At 35.4% G+C, this 22,046-nt stretch carries 22 protein-coding genes and 2 tRNA genes; 12 read left to right on the top strand and 12 right to left on the bottom strand.

Features of this window, described 5'->3' with window-relative positions; genetic code table 11:
* Nucleotides 1-62: 62 nt before the first annotated feature.
* Genes EMTOL_RS01825 through EMTOL_RS01815 form a run of 3 tightly spaced genes read right to left on the bottom strand, consistent with a single transcriptional unit; the run spans nt 63 to nt 1,278 of the window.
* Entirely contained in the window at nt 63-410 is a 348-nt protein-coding gene (locus tag EMTOL_RS01825; RefSeq protein WP_015027556.1) for a hypothetical protein, read from the bottom strand.
* Nucleotides 411-431: 21 nt separating this feature from the next.
* Nucleotides 432-716 (bottom strand): hypothetical protein, encoded by a 285-nt coding sequence (locus EMTOL_RS01820; RefSeq protein WP_015027555.1) that lies wholly within the window; start codon nt 714-716, stop codon nt 432-434.
* A 7-nt stretch (nt 717-723) separates the two neighbouring features.
* Nucleotides 724-1,278: an RNA polymerase sigma factor gene (locus tag EMTOL_RS01815; RefSeq protein ID WP_015027554.1), complete on the bottom strand. Its 555-nt coding sequence runs from the start codon at nt 1,276-1,278 to the stop codon at nt 724-726.
* A gap of 171 nt (nt 1,279-1,449) precedes the next feature.
* On the opposite strand from EMTOL_RS01815, the gene EMTOL_RS01810 reads away from it, so the two are divergent.
* Nucleotides 1,450-1,917 (top strand): hypothetical protein, encoded by a 468-nt coding sequence (locus tag EMTOL_RS01810; protein ID WP_015027553.1) that lies wholly within the window; start codon nt 1,450-1,452, stop codon nt 1,915-1,917.
* A gap of 86 nt (nt 1,918-2,003) precedes the next feature.
* Here EMTOL_RS01810 and cysM read toward each other — a convergent pair whose 3' ends face one another.
* The 3 genes from cysM to EMTOL_RS01795 form a co-directional block, all read right to left on the bottom strand.
* Nucleotides 2,004-2,876: a cysteine synthase CysM gene (gene cysM / locus EMTOL_RS01805; RefSeq protein WP_015027552.1), complete on the bottom strand. Its 873-nt coding sequence runs from the start codon at nt 2,874-2,876 to the stop codon at nt 2,004-2,006.
* Nucleotides 2,877-2,952: 76 nt separating this feature from the next.
* Nucleotides 2,953-3,762, bottom strand: a complete 810-nt coding sequence (gene epsC / locus EMTOL_RS01800; RefSeq protein ID WP_015027551.1) for a serine O-acetyltransferase EpsC — start codon at nt 3,760-3,762, stop codon at nt 2,953-2,955.
* A gap of 167 nt (nt 3,763-3,929) precedes the next feature.
* Nucleotides 3,930-4,382: a hypothetical protein gene (locus EMTOL_RS01795; RefSeq protein WP_015027550.1), complete on the bottom strand. Its 453-nt coding sequence runs from the start codon at nt 4,380-4,382 to the stop codon at nt 3,930-3,932.
* A gap of 181 nt (nt 4,383-4,563) precedes the next feature.
* On the opposite strand from EMTOL_RS01795, the gene EMTOL_RS01790 reads away from it, so the two are divergent.
* The 6 genes from EMTOL_RS01790 to EMTOL_RS01765 all read left to right on the top strand — a co-directional run bounded on the left by EMTOL_RS01790 (nt 4,564) and on the right by EMTOL_RS01765 (nt 10,181).
* A complete protein-coding gene (locus EMTOL_RS01790; protein ID WP_015027549.1) occupies nt 4,564-5,460 on the top strand; it encodes a hydroxypyruvate isomerase family protein in 897 nt (298 codons plus the stop codon).
* Nucleotides 5,461-5,618: 158 nt separating this feature from the next.
* The gene (locus EMTOL_RS01785) at nt 5,619-6,656 is read left to right on the top strand and encodes an SMP-30/gluconolactonase/LRE family protein (RefSeq protein ID WP_015027548.1); all 1,038 of its coding nucleotides are present in this window, start codon (nt 5,619-5,621) and stop codon (nt 6,654-6,656) included.
* 44 nt (nt 6,657-6,700) lie between these two features.
* A complete protein-coding gene (locus EMTOL_RS21575; RefSeq protein WP_015027547.1) occupies nt 6,701-7,108 on the top strand; it encodes a hypothetical protein in 408 nt (135 codons plus the stop codon).
* 246 nt (nt 7,109-7,354) lie between these two features.
* Nucleotides 7,355-8,161 carry an MbnP family protein gene (locus EMTOL_RS01775; RefSeq protein ID WP_015027546.1) on the top strand — a complete coding sequence of 269 codons (807 nt, stop codon included), beginning with the start codon at nt 7,355-7,357 and terminating at the stop codon, nt 8,159-8,161.
* The gene (locus EMTOL_RS01770) at nt 8,161-9,204 is read left to right on the top strand and encodes a cytochrome-c peroxidase (RefSeq protein WP_015027545.1); all 1,044 of its coding nucleotides are present in this window, start codon (nt 8,161-8,163) and stop codon (nt 9,202-9,204) included. The genes EMTOL_RS01775 and EMTOL_RS01770 overlap by 1 nt, the downstream gene beginning before the upstream one ends.
* 77 nt (nt 9,205-9,281) lie before the next feature.
* Nucleotides 9,282-10,181 carry a transporter family protein gene (locus tag EMTOL_RS01765; protein WP_015027544.1) on the top strand — a complete coding sequence of 300 codons (900 nt, stop codon included), beginning with the start codon at nt 9,282-9,284 and terminating at the stop codon, nt 10,179-10,181.
* Nucleotides 10,182-10,229: 48 nt separating this feature from the next.
* Here EMTOL_RS01765 and EMTOL_RS01760 read toward each other — a convergent pair whose 3' ends face one another.
* From EMTOL_RS01760 to EMTOL_RS01740, 5 genes are all read right to left on the bottom strand, one after another.
* Complete coding sequence (locus tag EMTOL_RS01760) at nt 10,230-11,960, bottom strand: DUF885 domain-containing protein (RefSeq protein ID WP_015027543.1); 1,731 nt, start codon at nt 11,958-11,960, stop codon at nt 10,230-10,232.
* A 138-nt stretch (nt 11,961-12,098) separates the two neighbouring features.
* Nucleotides 12,099-12,461, bottom strand: coding sequence for a hypothetical protein (locus EMTOL_RS01755; RefSeq protein WP_015027542.1), 363 nt, complete (start codon nt 12,459-12,461; stop codon nt 12,099-12,101).
* Between the two features lie 12 nt (nt 12,462-12,473).
* Complete coding sequence (locus EMTOL_RS01750; RefSeq protein ID WP_015027541.1) at nt 12,474-14,873, bottom strand: TonB-dependent receptor; 2,400 nt, start codon at nt 14,871-14,873, stop codon at nt 12,474-12,476.
* Between the two features lie 105 nt (nt 14,874-14,978).
* Nucleotides 14,979-15,911 carry a sugar phosphate isomerase/epimerase family protein gene (locus EMTOL_RS01745; RefSeq protein ID WP_015027540.1) on the bottom strand — a complete coding sequence of 311 codons (933 nt, stop codon included), beginning with the start codon at nt 15,909-15,911 and terminating at the stop codon, nt 14,979-14,981.
* A gap of 83 nt (nt 15,912-15,994) precedes the next feature.
* Nucleotides 15,995-18,499: a M14 metallopeptidase family protein gene (locus tag EMTOL_RS01740; RefSeq protein WP_015027539.1), complete on the bottom strand. Its 2,505-nt coding sequence runs from the start codon at nt 18,497-18,499 to the stop codon at nt 15,995-15,997.
* A 273-nt stretch (nt 18,500-18,772) separates the two neighbouring features.
* Between EMTOL_RS01740 and EMTOL_RS01735 the strand changes: the two genes are divergently transcribed.
* The 5 genes from EMTOL_RS01735 (at nt 18,773) to EMTOL_RS01705 (ending at nt 21,386) form a co-directional block, all read left to right on the top strand.
* Nucleotides 18,773-18,844 (top strand) — tRNA-Glu (locus EMTOL_RS01735).
* Between the two features lie 162 nt (nt 18,845-19,006).
* Nucleotides 19,007-19,078: transfer RNA gene (locus EMTOL_RS01730), tRNA-Glu, on the top strand.
* Nucleotides 19,079-19,314: 236 nt separating this feature from the next.
* On the top strand, nt 19,315-19,839 hold the full coding sequence (locus tag EMTOL_RS01720) for a QcrA and Rieske domain-containing protein (protein ID WP_015027538.1): 525 nt from the start codon (nt 19,315-19,317) through the stop codon (nt 19,837-19,839).
* Between the two features lie 339 nt (nt 19,840-20,178).
* Nucleotides 20,179-20,823, top strand: a complete 645-nt coding sequence (locus EMTOL_RS01710; protein ID WP_015027537.1) for a hypothetical protein — start codon at nt 20,179-20,181, stop codon at nt 20,821-20,823.
* 14 nt (nt 20,824-20,837) lie between these two features.
* Nucleotides 20,838-21,386, top strand: a complete 549-nt coding sequence (locus EMTOL_RS01705) for a YceI family protein (protein ID WP_015027536.1) — start codon at nt 20,838-20,840, stop codon at nt 21,384-21,386.
* A gap of 34 nt (nt 21,387-21,420) precedes the next feature.
* On the opposite strand, the gene gldD is transcribed toward EMTOL_RS01705, so the two are convergent.
* Entirely contained in the window at nt 21,421-22,017 is a 597-nt protein-coding gene (gene gldD / locus EMTOL_RS01700; protein ID WP_015027535.1) for a gliding motility lipoprotein GldD, read from the bottom strand.
* Between the last annotated feature and the right edge of the window lie 29 nt (nt 22,018-22,046).

The following is a 22,046-nucleotide window of genomic DNA, read 5'->3' as shown; positions in this document are numbered from 1 at the left end:
AGTCAAATAGAAAAATATAAATAAAATCCCACTGAAATATACTTCCAGTGGGATAAGTTTTCTTAGATACCCTCTTCACTTTTCTCTTTTCCTTTTCCCCAACGATTCATCATTTTATTTTTGAATTGTTCTTTTTCTTCGGGTGTCATATTCGCCATTTTTTCAGCCATTTTGTGTTTCCAAAACTGATGACGGCCAAAACCGCCCATTCCACCACAGCCACCACCTCTGAAACCACCAAACAAAATCTTTGATAAAACTAATAAGCCTAAAGCTTGTATCCAAGTGATGCTTGTTAGTCCAAAAATACTTGGAATCAGCCAATTCCATAAGCCCATTACTACCAAACCCCCAATAATTGTAAAACCTACGATGGCTAAAAAGCCTTTAAAAAACCAAAACTTTTTCATTTCTAATATTTTATTATTGTGTTATTTAATTAATAAATCTTTTTTATCGTGGTTTATTTGCCACGTTTTGCATTGTTCAGTTTTCATGCCATGGTGAAAACCATGATGTCCACCGTGCCAACCGCCAAAGCCACCGAACAAAATTTTGCTCAAAATCAATAAGCCCAAGGCGTGTTTAAACTGAATGGTTGGTAATTTAAAAACTCTTGGTGCCAACCAATTCCACAAATACATTACTACTAAACTTACGATGGCTAGTGCTACAACTCCGATAGCAATTCCGCCTAAAATCCATGTTGCTGTCATTTTTATGTTATTCAAATAAATCTTCGTACAAATACCTTAACTTATCTCTTAGAAATAATATGGCTTGCCTCTTTTCCGAAATTAAAACATTTACTTTTACCCCCGTGATTTCTGAAATTTCTTTGAAAGATTTATCTTCCAATTCGTGCATTTCAAAAACCAATCTTTGATGTGCAGGAAGCTCTTCAAGAGCATCTCCCAAAGCTTCTAAGATTGTTTCTCGCATCATTGGGTCTTGGGTAGAAGCATCAGGAAGTAACTCAAATAATGAAATCTGTTCGTTGTCATCGTTGATACTTTGTACCATTTCTTCAATAGCATCTGTCTTTTTTTGACGGTAAAAATCATTTATTTTATTTCGTGCAACAGTAAAAAGCCAAGAAACTGTCTGGTCGATAGGTTTAGTAAGTCGATACATTTCTACCAATTCATAAAAAACATCTTGCATCACATCTTCGGCATCGGCCAACGAAGGTACCCGCTGTCGGATAAAGCCCAACAGTCGCTGACGCTCGCCGTTGATGGTTTGTTGTAGTTCTTTATTTTGTTCGGTTGTATTCATTAAGTACTAAACATTTACTGTTTGATTCGATGACGGAAAAGAGATGAAAATATTGAAAATTAGGTATAAGCGGCTAAAAATATACTTTAATGGTAAAAAAGGACTATTTTTTTGAATTGTGAAAAAATACTACATTTGTCTAATTGTCAAACAACCATAAATAAACCTAACATGAAGAAAATTTCATTGATTGCTCTTTTGGCATTAGCTGCTTGCCAATCAAATAAAACTGAAACTACCGATTCAACGACCGTAGTGGCCGATACAGTTGCCGCTGCAACGGCTCAACCAGCTTCCGAAGCACTTTGTTTTGAACTGAAAGATGGACAGGATGTTACTGCTGTAAAATTAGTTATCAACGGAGATGAGGTTTCGGGCGAAATGCAGTGGCTCCCTTGGGAAAAAGATGGAGCAATCGGAACATTGAAAGGTAAAGTTGTAGACGGAGAAATTGTGGCAGATTATAATTATGAAATTGAAGGTAGTAGTCAATCTGAGGAAAAGATTTTCAAATTAGATGGAGATAAATTATTGATTAAAGATGGAGAATTGGTGGAAGGAAAAGATGGAAAATTGATTATGAAAAACCCAGCAAAAGCTCAGTTTAAAGAAACCTTGCTAAAGGTTAAATGTGAGTAAGCATAAATACAGAAACCAAAAATCCCGAAGAAATGATATCGTTTAAAATATCTTCTCTTCGGGATTTTATATTTATTTACAGGGTTTTACCCAAACAAATTACTTGATAAATATCTATCGCCACGGTCGCAGCAAATAAATACAATTACGCCCGACTCTAATTCTTGAGCCAATTTGATTGCTGCCGCAGCGGCTCCCCCCGAACTCATGCCAGCAAAAATGCCTTCTGTTTTAGCTAATTTTTGTGCCATTGCGGTAGCTTCAGCTTCCGAAATATCCATTACTCTGTCAACCCTACTTGGATCGAAAATTTTGGGTAAGTATTCGGTTGGCCAACGACGGATACCTGGAATAGAAGAACCTTCAGTTGGTTGACAACCCACAATTTGGATAGCAGGATTTACTTCCTTCAAGAACATAGAAGTGCCCATAATTGTACCAGTTGTACCCATCGAACTCACAAAATGTGTCACTTTTTGGTCGGTATCATTCCAAATTTCTGGGCCAGTTGTTTTATAATGAGCTAAATAATTATCAGGATTGGCAAATTGATTCAATAAATAGTATTCACCCGATGCTCCTTTTTCTTCGGCATAATCGCGGCATTTTTCAATATTTTCAAGCAATACAACTTTTGCCCCAAAAGCTTCCATCGTCAATGTTCGCTCACGAGTAGAGTTTGCAGGCATCACAAGTTCAATTTCCAAATCAAATAAACGAGCAATCATGGCTAAAGCAATACCAGTATTTCCGCTGGTAGCTTCTACGAGTTTCATGCCAGGTTTGATATCACCACGCTCCACGGCACTTCTAATCATATTCAATGCAGGGCGGTCTTTTACACTTCCTGCTGGATTATTTCCCTCAAGTTTTCCGTAAATCTTTACTTTTGGATTTGGATTTAGTTTTTGTAATTCAACGAGTGGGGTATTACCCACAAGGTCAATAATTGTGGCCATTTCTAATGGTTAATGAAAATTTATAATTTAAAATGCTCTACAATTGATTGCCAACTAAAAACTGTTGACTGAAATATTACTCCATTACACGCTCAACAACTTTTATTTCTGGTTTATGATAAACAGTAGAGTAGGCGGGAACTGACTTAGTTACCCAAACATTACCACCAATAATTGAATGTTCACCAATGATGGTATTTCCCCCCAAAATAGTTGCTCCAGAATAAATAACCACGTGGTCTTTTACTGTGGGATGGCGTTTGGTATTTGCCAAGGTTTTTTCAACACTTAATGCTCCAAGCGTTACTCCTTGATAAAGTTTTACGTGTTTACCAATCACACAACTTTCGCCAATTACAATACCCGTACCGTGGTCAATAAAGAAATATTCATCAATTTCGGCTCCGGGATGAATGTCAATACCCGTTTTTGAGTGGGCATATTCGGTAAGAATACGAGGCAAAAGCGAAATGCCAAGTTTATGTAGTTCATGAGCGAGTCTGAAAAATGAAATAGCATAAAAACCTGGATAGGCTCTAACTACCTCAAATTCACTTTTAGCGGCAGGGTCACCTTCAATAATCGCCTGAATATCAGTCTTTAAGAGTCGATAAACTTCTGGAATTCTTTCGATAAACTCATGAGCTTTCCACTCTGCATTGCAATCTTTGCATTGATATGTTGAAAGCAGGATATTTCTTAATTCAAGTTCAAGGTTTTTAAACTGAATTTCAATTTCTTCACCCGAACGAAAATATTCTTTAGTTTGCTCAGGAAACAATAAACGAATAATTCGCAAAGCCCACGCTGCAATTTCTTTAGTTGGAGGTACTGGCTCAGCTTGTTGGTGTTTATCGAAGATATGCTGGAAAAATTCTTTATTCATGAGCATCATAATTATTATTGTCAGAAAGATAACACCTAAACTTGTAGCACCGTTCAACTCCCAAGAAAATTTATTTGGTAAATTGGTGCATTATATTTCTTGATTTAGCAACTAACGCTAAGGCTTTAATTTAGGTGTTGGACCTTACTTTATGATTTTTTAAAGATTTAAAAGATAATGTTTATGCTAAAGTAGCCACTAGCAGTCATTTTTTTACTGGTATTACCAACTGCATTTCCATCAAAACTAAATTTACCTTCAACTACCTTATTATCAGTGAATTTGGTGATTTCTAAATTGCCTGTACTGGGCGAATAGTAAGTGCCTTCATGAAAAAAGGTAAAAACGCCAGTCGAACTCTTTAAATCATACACTTTTCCTGCTTTAATATCGGTTTTATTTAGTAGAATGGTATAGCCACTTTTATTTTTATTGGCTTCAATCGTAACTACACCAAGTGCAGTAATAGCGGTAGGAGTACCTAAATCAACTGATGTACCATTGGCGATGAGTGTAGCTGAACCAGATGGTAGTAGTTCTTCTTTAATTTTCTTGAAACAAGAGGTGGTAACCAACGAAATAGTCAACAGCAAAGCAATGATTTTTGAATAGTTTTTCATTGTATGAAAGTGTTTTGGGAGATAATTTAGGAAAATTCCTATGTCAGTAGCTTATACGTATAACTTGAAAAAATATTATGTTTTCATAAGTTTTAATCTTTTTTTTTGCTTAAATTACAGACAATTTGTGAAAAAGGTTATTTACTTATAAATCCTCCCTTAATATAGGTTTTTTACATTAATGGAAAACCCAACTTCACGTAGAAATGCTATGAGAAAAATAATTGGTGCTGCTACTACAGTTGCCCTAAGCGGAGCAATAAATTCAAGATTAAATGCTGCTGACGAAGCTATGGGGGCTGTCCTGAAAGGTCGAATTAATCATTCGGTTTGTCGTTGGTGTTATAATACATTTGAATTAGATGCACTTTGTAAAGCTGCGAAAAATATTGGTTTACAGTCAGTAGAATTACTTACGGTTGAAGAATTTGCTACAGTCAAAAAGTATAACCTCACCTGTGCGATGGTATCGGGTATCGGAAAAGAATGGGGAATTACGAAGGGGTGGAATAAAAAAGAAAATCACGAAGGCCTTGAAGATTGGTATAAATATTTGATTGACGAAACTGCCAAGGCTGGATTTAAGAATTTAATTTGCTTTTCGGGAAATCGTGAAAGAAATCTAGATGATGAGGATGGTTTAAAAAACTGTGCAAAAGGTTTAAAGAAAATCTTACATTATGCCGAAAAGAAAAAAGTGACGCTCGTAATGGAGTTATTAAATAGCAGAATTGACCATCCTGATTATATGTGTGACCACACTGATTGGGGCGTGGAATTATGCAAAAAAATAGATTCTGATAATTTTAAACTACTATACGATATTTATCACATGCAAATTATGGAAGGTGATATTATCCGCCGAATTCGTGAGAATTATCAATACATCGCCCATTACCATACAGGTGGTGTTCCGGGAAGACATGAAATAGATGAAACGCAAGAAATTTATTATCCTGCTATTATGAATGCTATCGTAGATACTGGTTTTAAGGGATTCGTTGCTCAAGAGTTTATTCCAGTAAGAGCAGATAAGTTGGCTTCATTAAAGCAAGGTGTAAGTATTTGTGATGTTTAAAAATACTCATGCAACATTGTCAATTATTTTCGTGTCTTTAGATTTCATGAGATACTTTTGAAATAAAAAGAATTACCTGTTATTAAACTTATAAACCTGATAACTTCTTGTCAAAATTTTGTTTGATAAGAGATGTCCTCAACTGATTACCACAAATTATGAAACTTTGGCTTAAAATTTCACTAGGTCTTTTTGCTATTCTTATTGTTTTTATTGGAAAGACGCTTTACAATGCAGGTGCATTTAAAGCCATTGAACCTCATTTCAACGGTGTCATAGCTGAAGTTAATGGATTTACTGGAGCTGAAGATATTACTATTGATGACTCAAAAGGTTTAGCTTTAATTTCTTCAAATAATTTTAGAGATGCTTCTAAAAGAGGGGCTATTTTCTTACTAAATCTAAAAGAGGCAAATCCCAAACCTATTAATCTTACTGATAAATTAGGCTTTGATTTTCATCCTCATGGCATAAGTTTATATAAGTCTATTGATGGACAAAAACGTTTATTTGTGGTGAATCATCGTCAGAAAGGCAATTATATTGAAGTTTTTGATTTTACAGATTCCACACTTAATCATTTAGAAAGTATATCGAGTTCTTTGTTTGTGAGCCCAAATGATGTTACTGCAGTTGGAGAACACGCATTTTATGTAACAAACGACCATGACGAGCCTAAATCATCGTGGCGTGATAAAAAAGATTTGCTTCAAGTGCCAATGGGTAATGTTTGTTACTATGATGGGCAGCGTGCCAAAATTGTGGCCGATGGATTTCTCTATGCAAATGGTATTACACCTAGTTTAGATGGGCGACAAATATTTGTAGCAGCTACTTCTGGTCGCAAGATTAAAGTGTATGACCGAGATTTTTCTACTGGAAAGCTGACTGAATCAGATGAAATCATGATTGATGGAGCCGATAACATTGAATTGGACGAATATGGCCATTTATGGGTTGGTTGTCATCCAAAATTGTTGGCGTTTTTAGGTCACTCGAAAGACCATTCAAAATTATCACCTTCTGAAATTAAGAAAATTATGTATCGTGGAAAAGGTGATTTTACAGTTGAAAGCATTTATTTGAATGATGGAAAGCCCGTTTCGGGCTCTAGTGTTGGAGCTGTTTGGGGTGATAAATTATTGATTGGAACCGTCTTTGAAAATAAAATTTTAGTAGCTACAATTAAAAAATGATGAAAATCATTGCTGATTGATAATTCGAAGCTTAGCTTTGCTGCATGAATTTAATAGCAAGTTCAAAACGCAGCTTAGCAGTATTTCTGCTTTTGCTTACCAGTGTAAGAATACTGGTAGTGCCTGTGGTTTATCTTGACTTTGAATTGAACAAAGAATACATTATTCAGAATCTCTGTGAAAATCGCTTTAAACCAGAACTAAAATGTAATGGTAAATGCTATTTGGCCAAACAGCTCCACAAAATAGCCGAAGATAAAGCAAGCAAAGAGGCTGACCGCCAAGAGCAAAGTTTCAAAAAGCTTTTAGAAGAAACTTTTCACCACGAAAACTTTGTATTTACACAGACATTCAGGAGTGTATCTAACGTTGTTCAAAACAATTTCTTTTATCAGATGAGCCACTATTCTACGCTCATTAGTTCTCTTTTTCGTCCTCCCTGTTTCGGTTAAAATTTTCTACATCATTATTGAAATCATCTAAGCCAGTTTTTTGTGCTTTAATGATTCATCGTGTCTATTCATCAGATTTTGAAGTAGTTTTTTTACTTGTCTCTATCTATCAATATTTTGAGTAGATAAGAGCATGCCTATTTTCTTGCTTTAACAAGTGTCTGATTATCAGTTATTTATTCTTGATTGTAACTAAAAACTACAATCAATAGAATACTATTTTCTAAATTTTACCGAAACAATATCATGAAAAATATATTAAAATTATTTTTAGCCATATTCATAACCGTATTGATTATTTCATGTCAAAAAGAAGACGAAATTGCACCAAATGACAAAAATTCATTGACAATAGAGTTTGATAACCGCATGGGTGACCAAAAATTAGTGTTAGGCTCAACTAAATATGCCAATGCTCTTGGCGAAGACTTTACTGTTACTACGCTAAATTATTTTGTTTCAAATCTCTCTTTGACAAAAGATAATGGCGAAGTTGTGAAGTTTCCAGACCAATATTTCTTGGTTCGCCAAGCAGATGCTAATTCTTTGAATGTGACTTTAAAAGACGTTCCTGCTGCTAATTATACAGGCTTAGCTTACACTATTGGCGTAGATAGCTTAAAATCTATTGCAGATATTAGCCAACGAACTGGCGTACTTGACCCCGCCTCTTATGGCACTGATAATATGTATTGGTCTTGGAATTCAGGATATATTTTCTTCAAAATGGAAGGTATTTCAAGTGCTGCTGCGGCAAATTCAGGGGGGCAGAAATTATATCAATTTCACATTGGAGGTTTCGGGGGTAAATCATCAGTAACGCCAAATAATCTAAAATCCTTATCATTTAATTTGCCTTCACCAGCCACTGTTCGTAAAGATATTGCTCCAGCTATTCATGTTGTTTTTGATGTGACGAAAGTGTTTAGTGCTGTAAACAACATTAGTTTGGCAAAATCAAGTGTCATTATGGCTCCGGCTGCTGGTTTGACAGTTTCGGCAAATTATGCCAAAGCTTATATTGTTGACCATGTTCATAACGATGCCGACTAATGAAATTTAAGAATTTATCTATGTTGGTTAGTAGCGTTGTTTATTTGGGAGTTGCGTGTAACAGCGATAACTCCCAAGATATTAGCCCAGAACAACTTTTTACTAAACCTGCCAATTTTCCTGCACCGGTTTATAATTTCGATAAAAATCCAATGTCGGTTGCTGGATTTGAACTTGGGAAAGAGCTCTTTAATGATGGTGATTTATCGAGAGATGGCTCAATTGCTTGTGCTGATTGTCATAATCAAGCCTATGCCTTTACACATCATGGGCATGATGTAAGTCATGGAATTGATAATTTGAAAGGTGTCAGAAATGCTCCGCCGATACAGAATATGGCATTTCAAAAAGAGTTTTTTTGGGATGGCGGTGTTTTTGATTTGGATTTATTTTCTATCGCACCCATTGAAAATCCATTAGAAATGGATGAAAAATTAGGCAATGTTTTAGAAAAGCTACGAAAAAAAGAAAAGTATGCTACGCTTTTTCAGAAAGCTTATGGAAGTAAGGAGATTACAACTGAACGTTTTTTGAAAGCTCTTTCACAATTTATGAATGCTTTGGTTTCGGCCAATTCACGCTACGATAAATATGTAAGAAAAGAGCAAGGAGGAATTTTAACTGAGGATGAATTGGCAGGATTGGAGGTTTTTAAGCAAAAATGTGCATCATGTCATTCGGGTGAATTATTTACCGACCAAAGTTATCGAAATAACGGTTTGCCTGTTTATAATTTAGATGATACGGGTCGAGGTAGAATTACACAAAACCGCAAGGACGAATATACGTTTAAAGTACCAAGTTTACGAAATATTGAGGTTTCGGCCCCTTATATGCACGATGGACGTTTTTATTCACTTGAGGCTGTGTTAAATCATTATAACGATGGAATTGTTGATTCTCCAACATTAGATACTTCGTTGAAAAATGGCTCAAAATTAGGGATTCAAACAACGGCTGATGAACAAAAGAAGTTAATCGCTTTTTTGAAAACATTAACAGATAATGATTTTCTGAAAAATAAACGATTTGGTATTCAATAGATTATAAGTTTAGTCCCTAAAGAGGTTTATAGAATACATATAATCTGTTTATAGTCAGTAATATATAAAATCAGAAAATGAAAAAAATATTATTTTGGGTATTGATGATTGGTTATTTACCAGCATCAGCATGTGATATGTGTGGCTGTGCCAATAGTGGCTCTTTTTTTGGAATTTTGCCCCAATCGAATATGCGATTTGTAGGAGTACGTTATCGTTTCAAAGACTTTGACTCGCATTTGAATAGTCAGGTTTTGAAAACCAAAGAGCATTATCAGACCACTGAACTTTGGGGGCGTTTTTATCCTTTTATGAAAACCCAGCTATTGGTTTTTCTACCTTATAATTCGAATAAGCAAACAACGCTAAGTGGCCGTACTGCCCGAATAGAAGGATTGGGCGATGCTTCAATGATAATGCATTATAATGTATTCAATACTTTTTGGGATTCAACCAACCATCAGGTAAATCAAAACTTATTGATTGGAGGAGGGCTAAAACTTCCAACAGGAAAGTATAAATACGAAGATACAGGCGAAGAAGGAGCAAATGCGAATTTTCAGTTAGGAACAGGTAGTGTTGATTTTGTCTTAAATGCTATTTATACGCTTCGGTACCATAGTTGGGGGATAAATGCTGATGCAAGTCACAAATTAAATACTCGAAATTCGAATGGCTACAAGTTTGCCAATCGAACGAATGGTTCATTGATGGCTTTTTACGCTGCAAAATTTGGTAGATTTACTATGATGCCCAATGTAGGTACAATGGTCGAATATTCTGGACAAGATATCAAGAATGGGCTCAAAAATAGATTTACGGGTGGTTGGTTAATGATGGCTAATATGGGTATAGAGTTATATTACAAGCGTTATTCAGCAGGTTTTATTTTTCAAAAGCCTATTGTTCAGAATCTAGTAAATAAAGAATCTAGAATTAATCAGCAAACAAGTATTCACTGTACATTTATGTTTTAAGAATCGAAGAGTAGTAGCGTTTGACTACTACTCTTTAAAGACGAATTATTACTTCTTTTGCTTAATATAATCATCAATGATTCGTTCGAGTAGGGGAAGAGTAACCGTTCCTTCCGAAAGAACAGCATCGTGGAAGTCTCGAATATTAAACTTTTCGCCCAATTCTGTTTCGGCTTTTTTTCTTAGTTCTCTGATTTTAAGTTCGCCAATTTTATAGGATAGGGCTTGTCCGGGCCAAGAAATATAGCGGTCAGTTTCGGTTGTACATTCATGAAGCGAAAGAGCTGTATTATTGGCTAAGTAATCAATCGACTCTTGACGCCCCCAGCCATAAGCATGAATGCCAGTATCGACCACTAATCTACATGCTCGCCACATTTCGTAGGTTAATTTGCCAAATTTACTGTAAGGATTCTTGTAAAAACCCATTTCATCACCTAAATGCTCAGTGTATAATGCCCAACCTTCACCGTATGCCGAGAGATAAAGCCTTTTTCTAAAATCAGGTACGTTTTCTAACTCATAATTCAAAGCTATTTGTAAATGATGCCCTGGAACAGCCTCATGTAGAGTAAGAGCTTCTAAATTATAAAGTGGTCGGCTCGGAAGATTATAGGTATTAACCCAATAATGCCCCGCTCGGTAGCTTTCAGGTGATGAGGGGCTGTATCTTCCTCCTGTATATTTAGGAGCAATTGCGGCAGGAACAGGTTCTACACCATACGATTGTCTAGGTAGTTTGCCAAAATATGCAGGTAATTTCCCATCAACTTGTTTGGCAATGTATGATGCCTCTTTCATCAATTCGAGTGGAGTTTTGGCATAAAATTGAGGGTCAGTTCGTAGAAAAGTCAGGAATGCTTTAAAATCTCCTTTGAAACCCGTTTGAGCTTTTACTTCTTCCATTTCTTTTCTAATTCGAGCAACTTCCTCCAAGCCTTTTTTATGCACTTCTTCAACACTCATTTGCATGGTTGAATAATATTTAACCAACATTTCGTAGTAAGCTTTGCCATTCGTGCAGTTTGAAATCCCTTCTTTAGTTCGAGCAGCAGGAATGTATTCTTTATCCATAAAATCAGAAAAAAGCTTAAAACCTTTCGATGCTTCCATTACAGCTGCTTTTCCGTCAGCGGTAAGTTTTTGTTTGAGGTTTTCATTAAAAGTACTCGGAAATCTAGTAAATGGTGCATAAAACTCACTTTTTTCGGGCGAATCAACGATGTAAGGTTTATAGGTTCCATCATATCCATCAAAAATTACACGAGCCTGTACAATCCCTTTTTTAATTCCCAAACGCATTAAATCTATGTGTTGTTGAACATATCTTGGAAAATCACGTAGCCTTTGAATATGTCTTTGATAATCTTGTAGATTTCTTGGTGAGGCATTTCTCATCATTGAAGCGTAGCCCATGTGAAAGCCTGCATCTGCCAAAAGTGGATTTAAGTGTGCATCAAATTCAAATTCATTGATATTTTCAAGTAGTAGGAACTTCAAAAGTTCTAGGTTAATTAATTCGGTTCGGTTTAATTTTGAAACTTCAATTTGATTGATTTTTGCTAGAAAACCCTTGTAAGCATTGTAGTTTTTCTCGTATTTTTCAAGTGAAACGTCTCCTAAAATACCCGTTCCGAGCGAGTCGGTTGGTTTATTATTATAGCCTATTTTTTGAAAATTTTCATATTCATCAATTACAATTTTTAGTTTTTCATTGGCTTGTTGTCCAAATGCCGTGAGAGCCAAAGTAGATAAGAATAAAAGAAGAAATCTTTTCATTTGTAGATTGATTGTTTAGGGTAGATACAAATATATTCGAATAATTGATTTGATGAAATATTCTTGTCTGATACTAAACCTTGACTAGGGAAAAAGCAATAAAAAAACGCCATTGAAATCTCAATAGCGTTCTGAAATTTATTCTCCTAAAACTTCCCAACCGTCGGCTTGTGGGTCATATTTAGCGAATTCTCCAGTATCTGTTAATTCTGAGGCCAACATGCCAATTTCAAAGGCATCATCGAAGCTAGAGCGTATGTATAAACCACCGTTGGTTAGAATCGCTCTCATTCCTTCAAATTGTTCGTTTTTGAAACTGATGCCTTTTTTATCTTCTTTAGCCAACTCAAATCCAAATTTTATCAAGCGTTCTTTGAGCGTAGCTTTTTGTTTTTCGGTAAATGGAATCAAATTTTTATCATTATCAAAAAACTCTTCCGATTCGGCTTCCATTTCGGCAACCATTGTTTGGGCTGTATAAACTTGAATATTATAACTCATTTGTTTAAAGTTTTACTTTGAATTATTTTCTAATGTATCAAAATTCATCATATTATTTTGAGATTCTTTTTTCTTGATGCCAAAATTATACCTTAAATTGAAACCAACACGACGAGTATCAGATTTTCTGAATCCATTGGCCGAAATTGTACCTTGATTAAGAGTAAAACGATTATTATTCGTAAAGAAAATATCATTAACTGATAATGACAATAAAAGCTTCTTCGATAAAAACGAATGATTGTAACTAAGGTTCAAATTACCAAAATTACTTAATTCATAAAACTGTAATTGACCTTTTACACGTATAAAACCATTCATACTTAGGCTCGAAACATCACTGAATTTTAATTGATGGAATGTAAAAAACGACCAACTTCCGCGATTAAAAGCCAAGGGTTTATTTTGATACTGCCCATCGTATTTATTATGATTGTATTGAGTACCAACTACGAAGAAATATTTTTTACCCGGTGGAATAGCTCCCAGTAATCGGAAGTAAGTTTCTTCGTTTTTACCCAAATTATCATAGGTTCGAAAGGCAATGCTCGGGTTTTCGGAATTTTGGTAAACTACATTTGTGAAAATATCTCGGGTATAGTTTTTCCCAAAAGCAAAAATAGGTCGATTATCGACGCTAATATTAGCTTCGTAGTTTTCGGTAAATTGTGGTTTTAAGCTTGGATTGCCTGCTTCATAAAGAAATTGGTCAATGTATCTTGGTGAAGGATTGAGGTAATCATAAACGGGTCGGGTAATAGAACGCCTGTAAATAAGGTAACCCGTTAGGTCAAAACCCGCGATTTTTGTAATATTTCTACTCAAGTAAGCATAAGGAAAAACATCAATACGATTGATTTTAAAGGTAGTATCTTTGGGAATTCTTTGATGCCCATACATATTGGTATTTTCAACTCTTGCACCAACTTTTATTTGAATTGAATGAAGATTTTTTGATGCTTGGGCATATCCTGCGTGAATGGCCTCTTCATAATCAAATTTACTCGTGCGTGTCACATCAAGTGTTTGTAATCCATTTGAGCGTGCAAAATACTCGGTTGTATTTTTAAACCATAAGAGTGAAGTTTTTAGTCCACTTTCAAAAATGATATTTTGAGCTGTTTTAAACTTTAAATCAATTTGTCCAATGAATGACTGGCGTTGTGTTTGAATATCACCATTGCCAAAGAATGGCTCTTGAGCGGGAGATATAAATTGATTACTAAAATTTTGTTTATTTTGGTTCGAAAGAAAATTATAAGAAAAGTCGCTGGTAAGTTCTGAACCAATGCTATCTATTTTATATTTAGTTGAAAACCCTTGATTAAAGATGAGGTTATGTGTGTTGTTTCGTACATCATTCTGATTTTGTGAGCGAATGGCTTCTGTACCAATAGTTTTGATTAAATTTTCGTTACTTGATTCAGACCTGCTATCGTTATACGAGCCTCTTCCATCAAAATTTATAGTCCATTTTTTTGTTAAATCATAGCTAAATCCATAGCCAGAATAAAAAATCTTTGCAGGGGAGGTGGCATAAGATTTTTGGGCTAAAAATGTATTTTCGCTAAGTTTTCTATTCGTTTCAATTTGGTCATACGAATTACGATTCGTTAGGTTTAAATTGAAATAAGAGTTTTTAGGCCCATCATTATTCATTAGATTGAGGCTAAGAAATTGATTTCCATAACGACCTTGATTCATACCAGTCACTACACTACCCGTTCGACCGATTTTTACTCCCTTTTTTAGCACTACATTTACTATTCCACCAGAACTTGCAGCATCATATTTGGCTGATGGTGAGCGTAATATCTCAATTTTTTGGATACTGCTTGGTGGTAATGTTTTTAAAATAGTAGCAATATCAGCCGAACTCATTTTTTGTTCACGGCCATTGATATAAATAGTTGCTGGTGAGGTGCTACTGATATAAATATTGCCATCGGGGTCGAGAAATAAGCCGGGAGTTTTCTCCATGATTTCATAAGCACTCGTACTACTACTGGCAATTGGCTCTGGGTCAATAATTGTTTTATCATCTTCTTGGCTAACCAAAGGTTTTTGAGCTACGACTGTCACGGTGGCTAAAGCATTAGCATCATCCTGCATGACTAATTCAAAAGAGCTTGATTTAGCATTGATACTAATTAAACGGTCAAGATTTTTGTAGCCGATTGATGTTGCTTTTAGTGTATATTGCCCCGCTTTGGTAATAAACTTGGCCACACCCGAAGTATCACTAATACCATATTGAATTTTATTTGTATCAGCTTTATTGATTAGCTTTACGCTCGTACCAATGATAGGTTTTTGAGTATTATCAATGAAACGAAAACTAACACTTTGGGTTTGTGCGAAAATATTTTGAACAATTATGCTCAGATAAAATAGTAAAATAGCTTTTTTCATATTCAATTGAATGTAGCGGATTTTCGGCTAAATATTAAAATCAAAAGCCGATAATCAGCTTACAAATATACTGATTATCGGCCAATGAATAAACTTTATTAGTGTTTACAATACACTTCTAAGTAAATCAACACTTTTTTGAACACCCGTTTTAGGGTCTTCTTTGCCTTCAAACTCAATGGAAATATAGCCTTGATAATTTACACTTTTAAGAATATTTACAATTCGTTTATAATCTAAATCAAGTGAATACCATTCGCCACCGCCATAATAAGTTTTTGCTTGAACAAAGCATGTTTGAGGGGCAATTTTCTCTAATTTATCATAAGGATTTTCTAAAAAATTTCCAGTATCCATCAATAGACCTAACCATGGAGAATCAATGGCATTTTTGATTCGAAGCATCCCTTCAGGTGTAGAACCTAGCCCCCAATGGTTTTCAAGTGCCAATAATATGCCACATGCTTCTGCTTTTTTCATACATTGATGAATACTGTCAATGCACCATTTGAAAGCATCATCTTCGGTATAACCTTCAATAGCTGGCTCGATGCCACGTTTGGCCATTAAATCATCGAATGATTTAATCGTACCCCAACGGCCTGTATTTAAACGCATGCAAGGAATCCCCATTTTATAGGCCAATTCAATACAATGATTGGTGTGGTCGATGTGTTCTTTCAAAACAGCTTTATCAGGCGAAACAAAACCTTGATGGATTGAAAGACAAGTCATCGCAATACCATTTACAAAAGCATGTTTTTTTAATTTTTGAAGATATGCATTATCTTCTCCATCCATTTGGCGGTGCAAAACATCAATGCCATCTAAACCCATTTTAGCTGCTTCATCAATGACCTTTTCAATAGGAAATTTATCGCCTTTGAAATGCCAATAAGAATAACTCGATACACTGAGTTTGATTCGACTGGCCGCTGATTTGGGTTGCGTGATTTCTGCCATTGATGGATTGGCTAATGCTGCTCCTCCGATGGCTAATGGAGCTGTCTTTAGAAATGAGCGTCGAGTGCTGTTCATAGTTTTATAGGGTTGAGATAAAAGATAATAGACAAGAGACACGAGAAAATTATTTCTCATTTCCCTTGTCTATTGTCAATGAATTAATCTACTGTAAATAATGCATTACCAAAAATCAATTTGCCACTATACCAAAATCCTCTGAAAAGTGGGTCATCTGCCATGTAAACAATTTTTCCTCGGCCCAATTCATGAACACCAAACATCAAATTATTTTTCATTTTTTCTTTGGCGATTTTTCCTGCAAAGCCTGTAACATGGTTATTATCTTTTGTGTAACCTACATTCCAACCATCTTTCAGATAGTCGTAGTTATAAACATCACGTACTAATGCATAATACAAGCCATCAGTTCCGTAGCCAAGCGGGTGAGTTTTATCAAGTTCTACTTTAAAGATTGCACCTGGAATTTGTTCCATGATGGCCTCACGTTCACGTGTGCCATAAGTTTTCAATTCTGGTTTATCACTTCCACTAGCATCTTTTTTACGTTTTAGTCCGAAGCCATCTTTATCAGCAAAATAACCGGTTGCCCCTTCCATGGCGATTACTTTTCCACCATTCTGAATCCATTTTTTGAGTACATCGCCATTGCCAAAAATTCTATCATAGCTACCATCAACTAATACCAAAACATCTAATTGCTCAAGAGGTACACGAGAAAACGAATTTCCCTCAATTACTGTAAGCGGGTAATTGATTTGTTGTTCGAAAAAGTGCCAAACCTCACCAAATGCCGTTGCTGAAACACCATCACCCGCAATTAATCCTACACGTGGGTTTTTGAGAACATTTACTGAAACCGAACCAAAGTCATTACCACTGTTTACCATTCCTGAATAAGTAGGTAAAATATTGATATTGAATTCTTTAGCTGCTGTTAAAATAGTTTTGTCAAATTTATCACCCATGCGTTCGTTGTTGGTTCGGGTAATGATTAATGAACCAGCATCGAATTTTCGGTTATTAATTTCAAATGGATTTTCATTAAAGCGAACCTTAATACCTGCCGCCATTATTTTTGATAAGAACTTTACATCTTCAAAAGATTTCCACGCAGATACATACGCATAAGGCTTGCCTTCTACCGTAGCTACGGGCTTAGCCATTGATAATTGAGTATTTGTTCCAACCAATTTTTCTTTGCTTGCATAAGCTTTTAAGCCATAACCGTAAGCCAAAGACCAAGTTGTAAGGTCATAAGTTACCGAATCTTCAAGGGCTGTTTTAGGCTCAAATAAAATCTTAACGAACGTTCCTTTGGGTTGATATGTGTTGATAATAAGGTCATTAGCTTCGATTTTAAAGTTCTCATCTTTCAAACTTTGATACCCGAAACCATTCGCAGTGGCATCCTTCGAAGCGAATCCGTAGCTAATTTGTAGTTTATCAAGTAAGCTGGTAAGTGCCTGAATCTTAGCTTCATCACCTTTACTTTTCAATACAAAAGATTTGTAAGTACCGTAGCCATTTGTAGTTTTATCAGTAAAGAATTTAGTAAATTCTTCCACAGTTTTATCGGCACGACTAGAAATGGCTTCTAGAGTACCCATACTTGTTGCAAAATGATGCGAAATACGTTGTGAAAGTGTAAGGGTATCTCCATCTTCTTTAGCAATAGCCAAACCAGCTCTGCCACCGCCGCCTTGTTCATAAGTCATACCAATGGCACCATTATAAGATGGATAGGTATCTCCGTAGCTTGGATAAAGCAAATCATAATTCTCTTTCGAGAAATACAACCAAAAATTCTTGTCGAAATACTTTTTGTTGTATTCGCCTAATGTTTGTTGAAATTCACGTTGCCATTTAGTTAGGTCTTCGTGGTAAGGTTTTGCCGATGGTGGGAAATAATAAGGGTTATTTACACCCATTTCGTGAAAATCTGCATGAAGATGTGGCATCCATTGGTTGTAAAGTTTCACGCGTTGCTGTGAAATCTCTTGAGTTTGCCAAGCCCAGTCACGATTGGGGTCAAATAAATAATGGTTGAAACGCCCGCCTGGCCAAGGTTCTGTATGTTCAATGGCAAAAGGTGTTGGGTTTCCTTGTCCACCAATTCTCGAAACACGATTATACCATTGTGCATAACGGTCACGCCCATCAGGATTGATACAAGGGTCAAGAATTACAACTGTATTTTTTAAAACTGCTTGTGTTGTAGCGTTGTTTTTATTGAGTAATTCATATAATACCTGCATTACAGCCTCTGAACTTACTGCTTCATTGCCATGAACATTATAACTTAACCACGCAATGGCTGGAACTTTCCCCGTAGGCTTCCCTTCCATCAAACCAATACTTTTGAGGTTATTTGTGCGGATTTCATCAATTTTTGCTAAATTTTCAGGAGAAGCTACAATGGCAATTACCAAAGGTCTTCCTTCGAAAGTTATACCATAATCTACCGTTTTTACTTGTGTAGGATTCTGTGTGGCTACATACCTCACATAATCTACAATTCGGTGATGAAAACTGAATTTCGTGCCAAGTTTATAGCCTAAAAATTCTTCAGGAGTTTTAGTTGTCTGTGCCGACAAATTCAAAAAATTGAGAAGTAGAAAAAAACAATAATAAATCTTTCTCATTAGCTACTGTATGTTTTGAAGTGTTTGTTTAAATATGATTTTCCAAAGATAGGAAAGAAGAGATTTATTTACGAAGCTTCCGTGAAGTATTTCGTTAAAAATGAAAATATTTTAAAAATGTAGTCGATAATATGAAATTTCTAATTTTTGATATAATCATTAAAAGAATTTTGTAGTTTTTGTAGATTTTTTAAAGCTAGCTATTGCGGATTAAATTTTTTGCCGTACTTTTGCACCACAATTCGCTGAAGCAGACGATAAATGGAACCAGCCGGCCCTATCGTCTAGCGGTTAGGACAGGTCCCTTTCACGGATCAAACCGGGGTTCGATTCCCCGTAGGGTCACTAAATATCGCTGCGATAAAACGAATTTAATGCCTAATAGAACTCTATTAGGCATTTTTGCTTTTAATGCAGGGGTACTACATTTCTAATACTTGTAGAGTAACTTTTTTTTAGTACTTTTGCATAACAATTCATAATCGAAGACGATAAATGGAACCAGTCGGCCCTATCGTCTAGCGGTTAGGACAGGTCCCTTTCACGGATCAAACCGGGGTTCGATTCCCCGTAGGGTCACTAATATCGCTTCGATGAAATGAATTTTAAGCCTTGGAGATGAATAATCTTCAAGGCTTTTTGCTTTTATATACTTCTGTAAAATATTGTTTTTTAGAAAAAATTTTTTTTTTCGCAACCCTCTCTTATTTTTTGCCGTATCTGTTTTTGAAAAGAATCTTTGACGGTACCTCTAAGATTGTTTCAATTGCATTGGTATTTCCAATGTTAGAACCTTGTAAATCAAAATCTAAATTATGGAAACTAAACAATTAAGTAGAGGGCAATTTCTGAAACAACTCGGCCTTAGCAGTGCAGCTTTGATGTCGTTTTATTGCTTAGGAACTGGACTAACCGCTTGTTCAAAGGGCTCTGATGACCCTGCACCAACTACAAGTCCTTCGGGAACTACCACTGGTGGAAATACCAGTGCTTCTGCTGATACCGGTATTACAGGTACATCTAAAGGTACTTCAATTGATTTTACTATTGATTTAACTAATTCAAATTTTAAGTCGCTAAAAACAGAAGGTTCATTTACTTATGTAGATGATATTATCATTGCGAATGCTAAAGGAGCATTTGTAGCTTTATCTAAAATTTGTACACATCAAGGAACAACTATTGATTTTAGAAGTGGTACCAATGATTTTAAATGCTCAAATCATGGTTCTGAATTTAAAATTGATGGTTCGGTTCAAAAAGACCCTGCAACAAAGGCTCTTACTGTTTACAAAACGGAACTATCTACAAATGGTAACTCTTTGAGAATCAAGGCATAGAATACAAAAATAAAAATTTTAGAAAGTGTTTTAGGAAAGTCTTTAATCGAAATAATTAAGATTTCATTGTTCACTTACACTAATAGTAAAAAATAGAGAGATTAGTGCAAATTATACCTGATATAGCGTGTCAGTGTTGTTTGTTAATTGAAAAATATTATTTGTACAATTCATTAATTCAGGTATTTCGAATAATATGTAAAATCATCAGTGATTTTATTTTGAATTAGGTAGATATTATTGTCTAGGGATAATATGTGTTTTGATGAATAAAGGAAGCCAAGGCTTTTGGCTTTCTTTTTTATTTGAAAATTGTTTGAAAACTTTACCCACAAAAGCATGAAGAATTTTTTAGTAATTGTATGCATTGTTTTGGCTATTTTTTCTAGTAAACAAACTTTTGCTCAAAATACAGCGGATAGTTTATTGAACGATTTAGATGTAGCTGAAGAAAAGTCTGCGTTGCTTCCAAATCGTATGGTCTTAAGTCAGAGGTTGCTTTGGGGGCAAAATGGTCTTTACCGAAAGATTGGATTGGCTCCTGCACTCACGCCAGAAAACCGAGAAAAAGAGTTGAAAATTAGACGAACGATGTTTAAAATTCATCAAACGATGGGCTTTATTACTGCCGCTGGTATGATTACTCAGGGTATTTTGGGCTCAAGACTCTACAAGCCAGATACGTACAGTGATCAATTAAAAAGAGCCCATAGTGCTGTAGCAACGAGTGTAAATATAGGCTACGCAACTACTGCATTAATGGCATTTACTGCACCACCTCCATTACTGAATCGTAAGGGAATCAGTAATATCAAAGTCCATCGATTATTATCATATGTACACCTAACAGGAATGATTACGACTAATATTCTAGGGCCACAAATTAGTAATAATTATAAGTTAAAACCATACCATCGTGCTGCTGCTTACACGGCCGTAGGTAGTTATTTAGCTGCAATTGCCATGATTAAGTTTGAGTTTTAAACTATATTTTTGATATGATAAAATTTCGAAATGTATTCACAATTTTATTCCTATTACCGCTTTGGGCTTTTTCTCAGCAAGATGTTTCTAAATTACTAGCTGATAAAAGTATCTCAACAATTAACTATGCCATGAAGCACCCAATGCACGATTGGGAAGCTGTTTGCAAAGATGTTAATGCGGTAATAGTGCTAAATAATGCTACTAAATCTATTGAACAAGTGGCAGTTTCTCTAAAACCTCAATCATTTGATAGTGGTAATGCTAACCGAGATTCGCATGCTTTAGAAGTGATTGAGGCTTTAAAATATCCAAAGATTACTTTTGTAAGTACAAAGATTAGGACTGTTGCCGAAACGGTAGCGGTAGAGGGAAGTTTAACTTTTCATGGAATTACCAAGCCAGTGACAATAACTGCAACTCGTGGAGAAGCTGCGGGTAAGTTAGTTTTTGAAGGTAAATTTGATATTTCTCTGACCGATTTTCAAGTAGAAAGACCATCATTGTTTGGCTTAAAAACTGAAGATTTGATGAAGTTTAAGTTTAAACTTATTTTTAAATGAAAAGCTAAAAAGGGTGAACTTCACGCTCATCCTTTTACTTCCATTTTAGTGTTTCGAGTATATGTTTGGTATCTACTTTCATATAATCAATAATCGGACGAAGTGAGTCGTTTTCTGTAGCTGTCATCAGATAAACAGCTCCTCTAAGGTAATGTTTGGTGCTATCAGTTACAAAAAACTGGTACGGGCTTGGTACTTCTCCTTCTAATTCAAATATAACCGCTTTCTTTCCATTTTTGGTCAAATAAATCTTATCAGTGATTGAATAAGCTTTTTTATCATGGTGAAAGGCAAGTTTTGATGCATCAATCATCATATTTTGTAATCTACTGATATCATTGTTTATGGCTTTGTACGTAAATTGTATCCGTGAGTTTAGCTTGGGATAATAAACAATAATCCAGTGTGGTTCAGCTCCCTTAAAGGTATCAAGTTGAATGATAGCATCTTTTGAATATTCAAAACTGTAGGGATGCTCATCTGGTAAAAGCTGGTATTGATGCTCCGGCAAATCAATTCGATTAAACCCCCTTGGTTTGGGCGTGTATTCCTGATTGGATTGACTACAACTTAAAGAAATGATAAATAATGCAATGAAAATGATTAACTTTATGAATTGTACTTTCCCCATATATTCTTTCTTCAAAAATTATTAAGCTG

Origin of the sequence: Emticicia oligotrophica DSM 17448, from assembly GCF_000263195.1 — a bacterium.
In the GTDB taxonomy this organism is placed as follows: Bacteria; Bacteroidota; Bacteroidia; order Cytophagales; family Spirosomataceae; genus Emticicia; species Emticicia oligotrophica.
The sequence above is the reverse complement of the archived record's forward strand: the minus strand, read 5'-3'. Positions and strand labels throughout refer to the sequence as shown.

Coding starts and splice junctions, on each gene's coding strand:
- EMTOL_RS01775 (WP_015027546.1), top strand. CDS start 7,355: ATGAAAAATATATTAAAATTATTTTTAGCCATATTCATAACCGTATTG.
- EMTOL_RS01705 (WP_015027536.1), top strand. CDS start 20,838: ATGATAAAATTTCGAAATGTATTCACAATTTTATTCCTATTACCGCTT.
- EMTOL_RS01820 (WP_015027555.1), bottom strand. CDS start 716: ATGACAGCAACATGGATTTTAGGCGGAATTGCTATCGGAGTTGTAGCA.
- EMTOL_RS01810 (WP_015027553.1), top strand. CDS start 1,450: ATGAAGAAAATTTCATTGATTGCTCTTTTGGCATTAGCTGCTTGCCAA.
- EMTOL_RS01765 (WP_015027544.1), top strand. CDS start 9,282: ATGAAAAAAATATTATTTTGGGTATTGATGATTGGTTATTTACCAGCA.
- EMTOL_RS01755 (WP_015027542.1), bottom strand. CDS start 12,461: ATGAGTTATAATATTCAAGTTTATACAGCCCAAACAATGGTTGCCGAA.
- EMTOL_RS01740 (WP_015027539.1), bottom strand. CDS start 18,499: ATGAGAAAGATTTATTATTGTTTTTTTCTACTTCTCAATTTTTTGAAT.
- EMTOL_RS01825 (WP_015027556.1), bottom strand. CDS start 410: ATGAAAAAGTTTTGGTTTTTTAAAGGCTTTTTAGCCATCGTAGGTTTT.
- EMTOL_RS21575 (WP_015027547.1), top strand. CDS start 6,701: ATGAATTTAATAGCAAGTTCAAAACGCAGCTTAGCAGTATTTCTGCTT.
- EMTOL_RS01795 (WP_015027550.1), bottom strand. CDS start 4,382: ATGAAAAACTATTCAAAAATCATTGCTTTGCTGTTGACTATTTCGTTG.
- EMTOL_RS01745 (WP_015027540.1), bottom strand. CDS start 15,911: ATGAACAGCACTCGACGCTCATTTCTAAAGACAGCTCCATTAGCCATC.
- EMTOL_RS01790 (WP_015027549.1), top strand. CDS start 4,564: ATGGAAAACCCAACTTCACGTAGAAATGCTATGAGAAAAATAATTGGT.
- EMTOL_RS01785 (WP_015027548.1), top strand. CDS start 5,619: ATGAAACTTTGGCTTAAAATTTCACTAGGTCTTTTTGCTATTCTTATT.
- EMTOL_RS01710 (WP_015027537.1), top strand. CDS start 20,179: ATGAAGAATTTTTTAGTAATTGTATGCATTGTTTTGGCTATTTTTTCT.
- EMTOL_RS01815 (WP_015027554.1), bottom strand. CDS start 1,278: ATGAATACAACCGAACAAAATAAAGAACTACAACAAACCATCAACGGC.
- EMTOL_RS01770 (WP_015027545.1), top strand. CDS start 8,161: ATGAAATTTAAGAATTTATCTATGTTGGTTAGTAGCGTTGTTTATTTG.
- EMTOL_RS01760 (WP_015027543.1), bottom strand. CDS start 11,960: ATGAAAAGATTTCTTCTTTTATTCTTATCTACTTTGGCTCTCACGGCA.
- gldD (WP_015027535.1), bottom strand. CDS start 22,017: ATGGGGAAAGTACAATTCATAAAGTTAATCATTTTCATTGCATTATTT.
- epsC (WP_015027551.1), bottom strand. CDS start 3,762: ATGAATAAAGAATTTTTCCAGCATATCTTCGATAAACACCAACAAGCT.
- cysM (WP_015027552.1), bottom strand. CDS start 2,876: ATGGCCACAATTATTGACCTTGTGGGTAATACCCCACTCGTTGAATTA.
- EMTOL_RS01720 (WP_015027538.1), top strand. CDS start 19,315: ATGGAAACTAAACAATTAAGTAGAGGGCAATTTCTGAAACAACTCGGC.
- EMTOL_RS01750 (WP_015027541.1), bottom strand. CDS start 14,873: ATGAAAAAAGCTATTTTACTATTTTATCTGAGCATAATTGTTCAAAAT.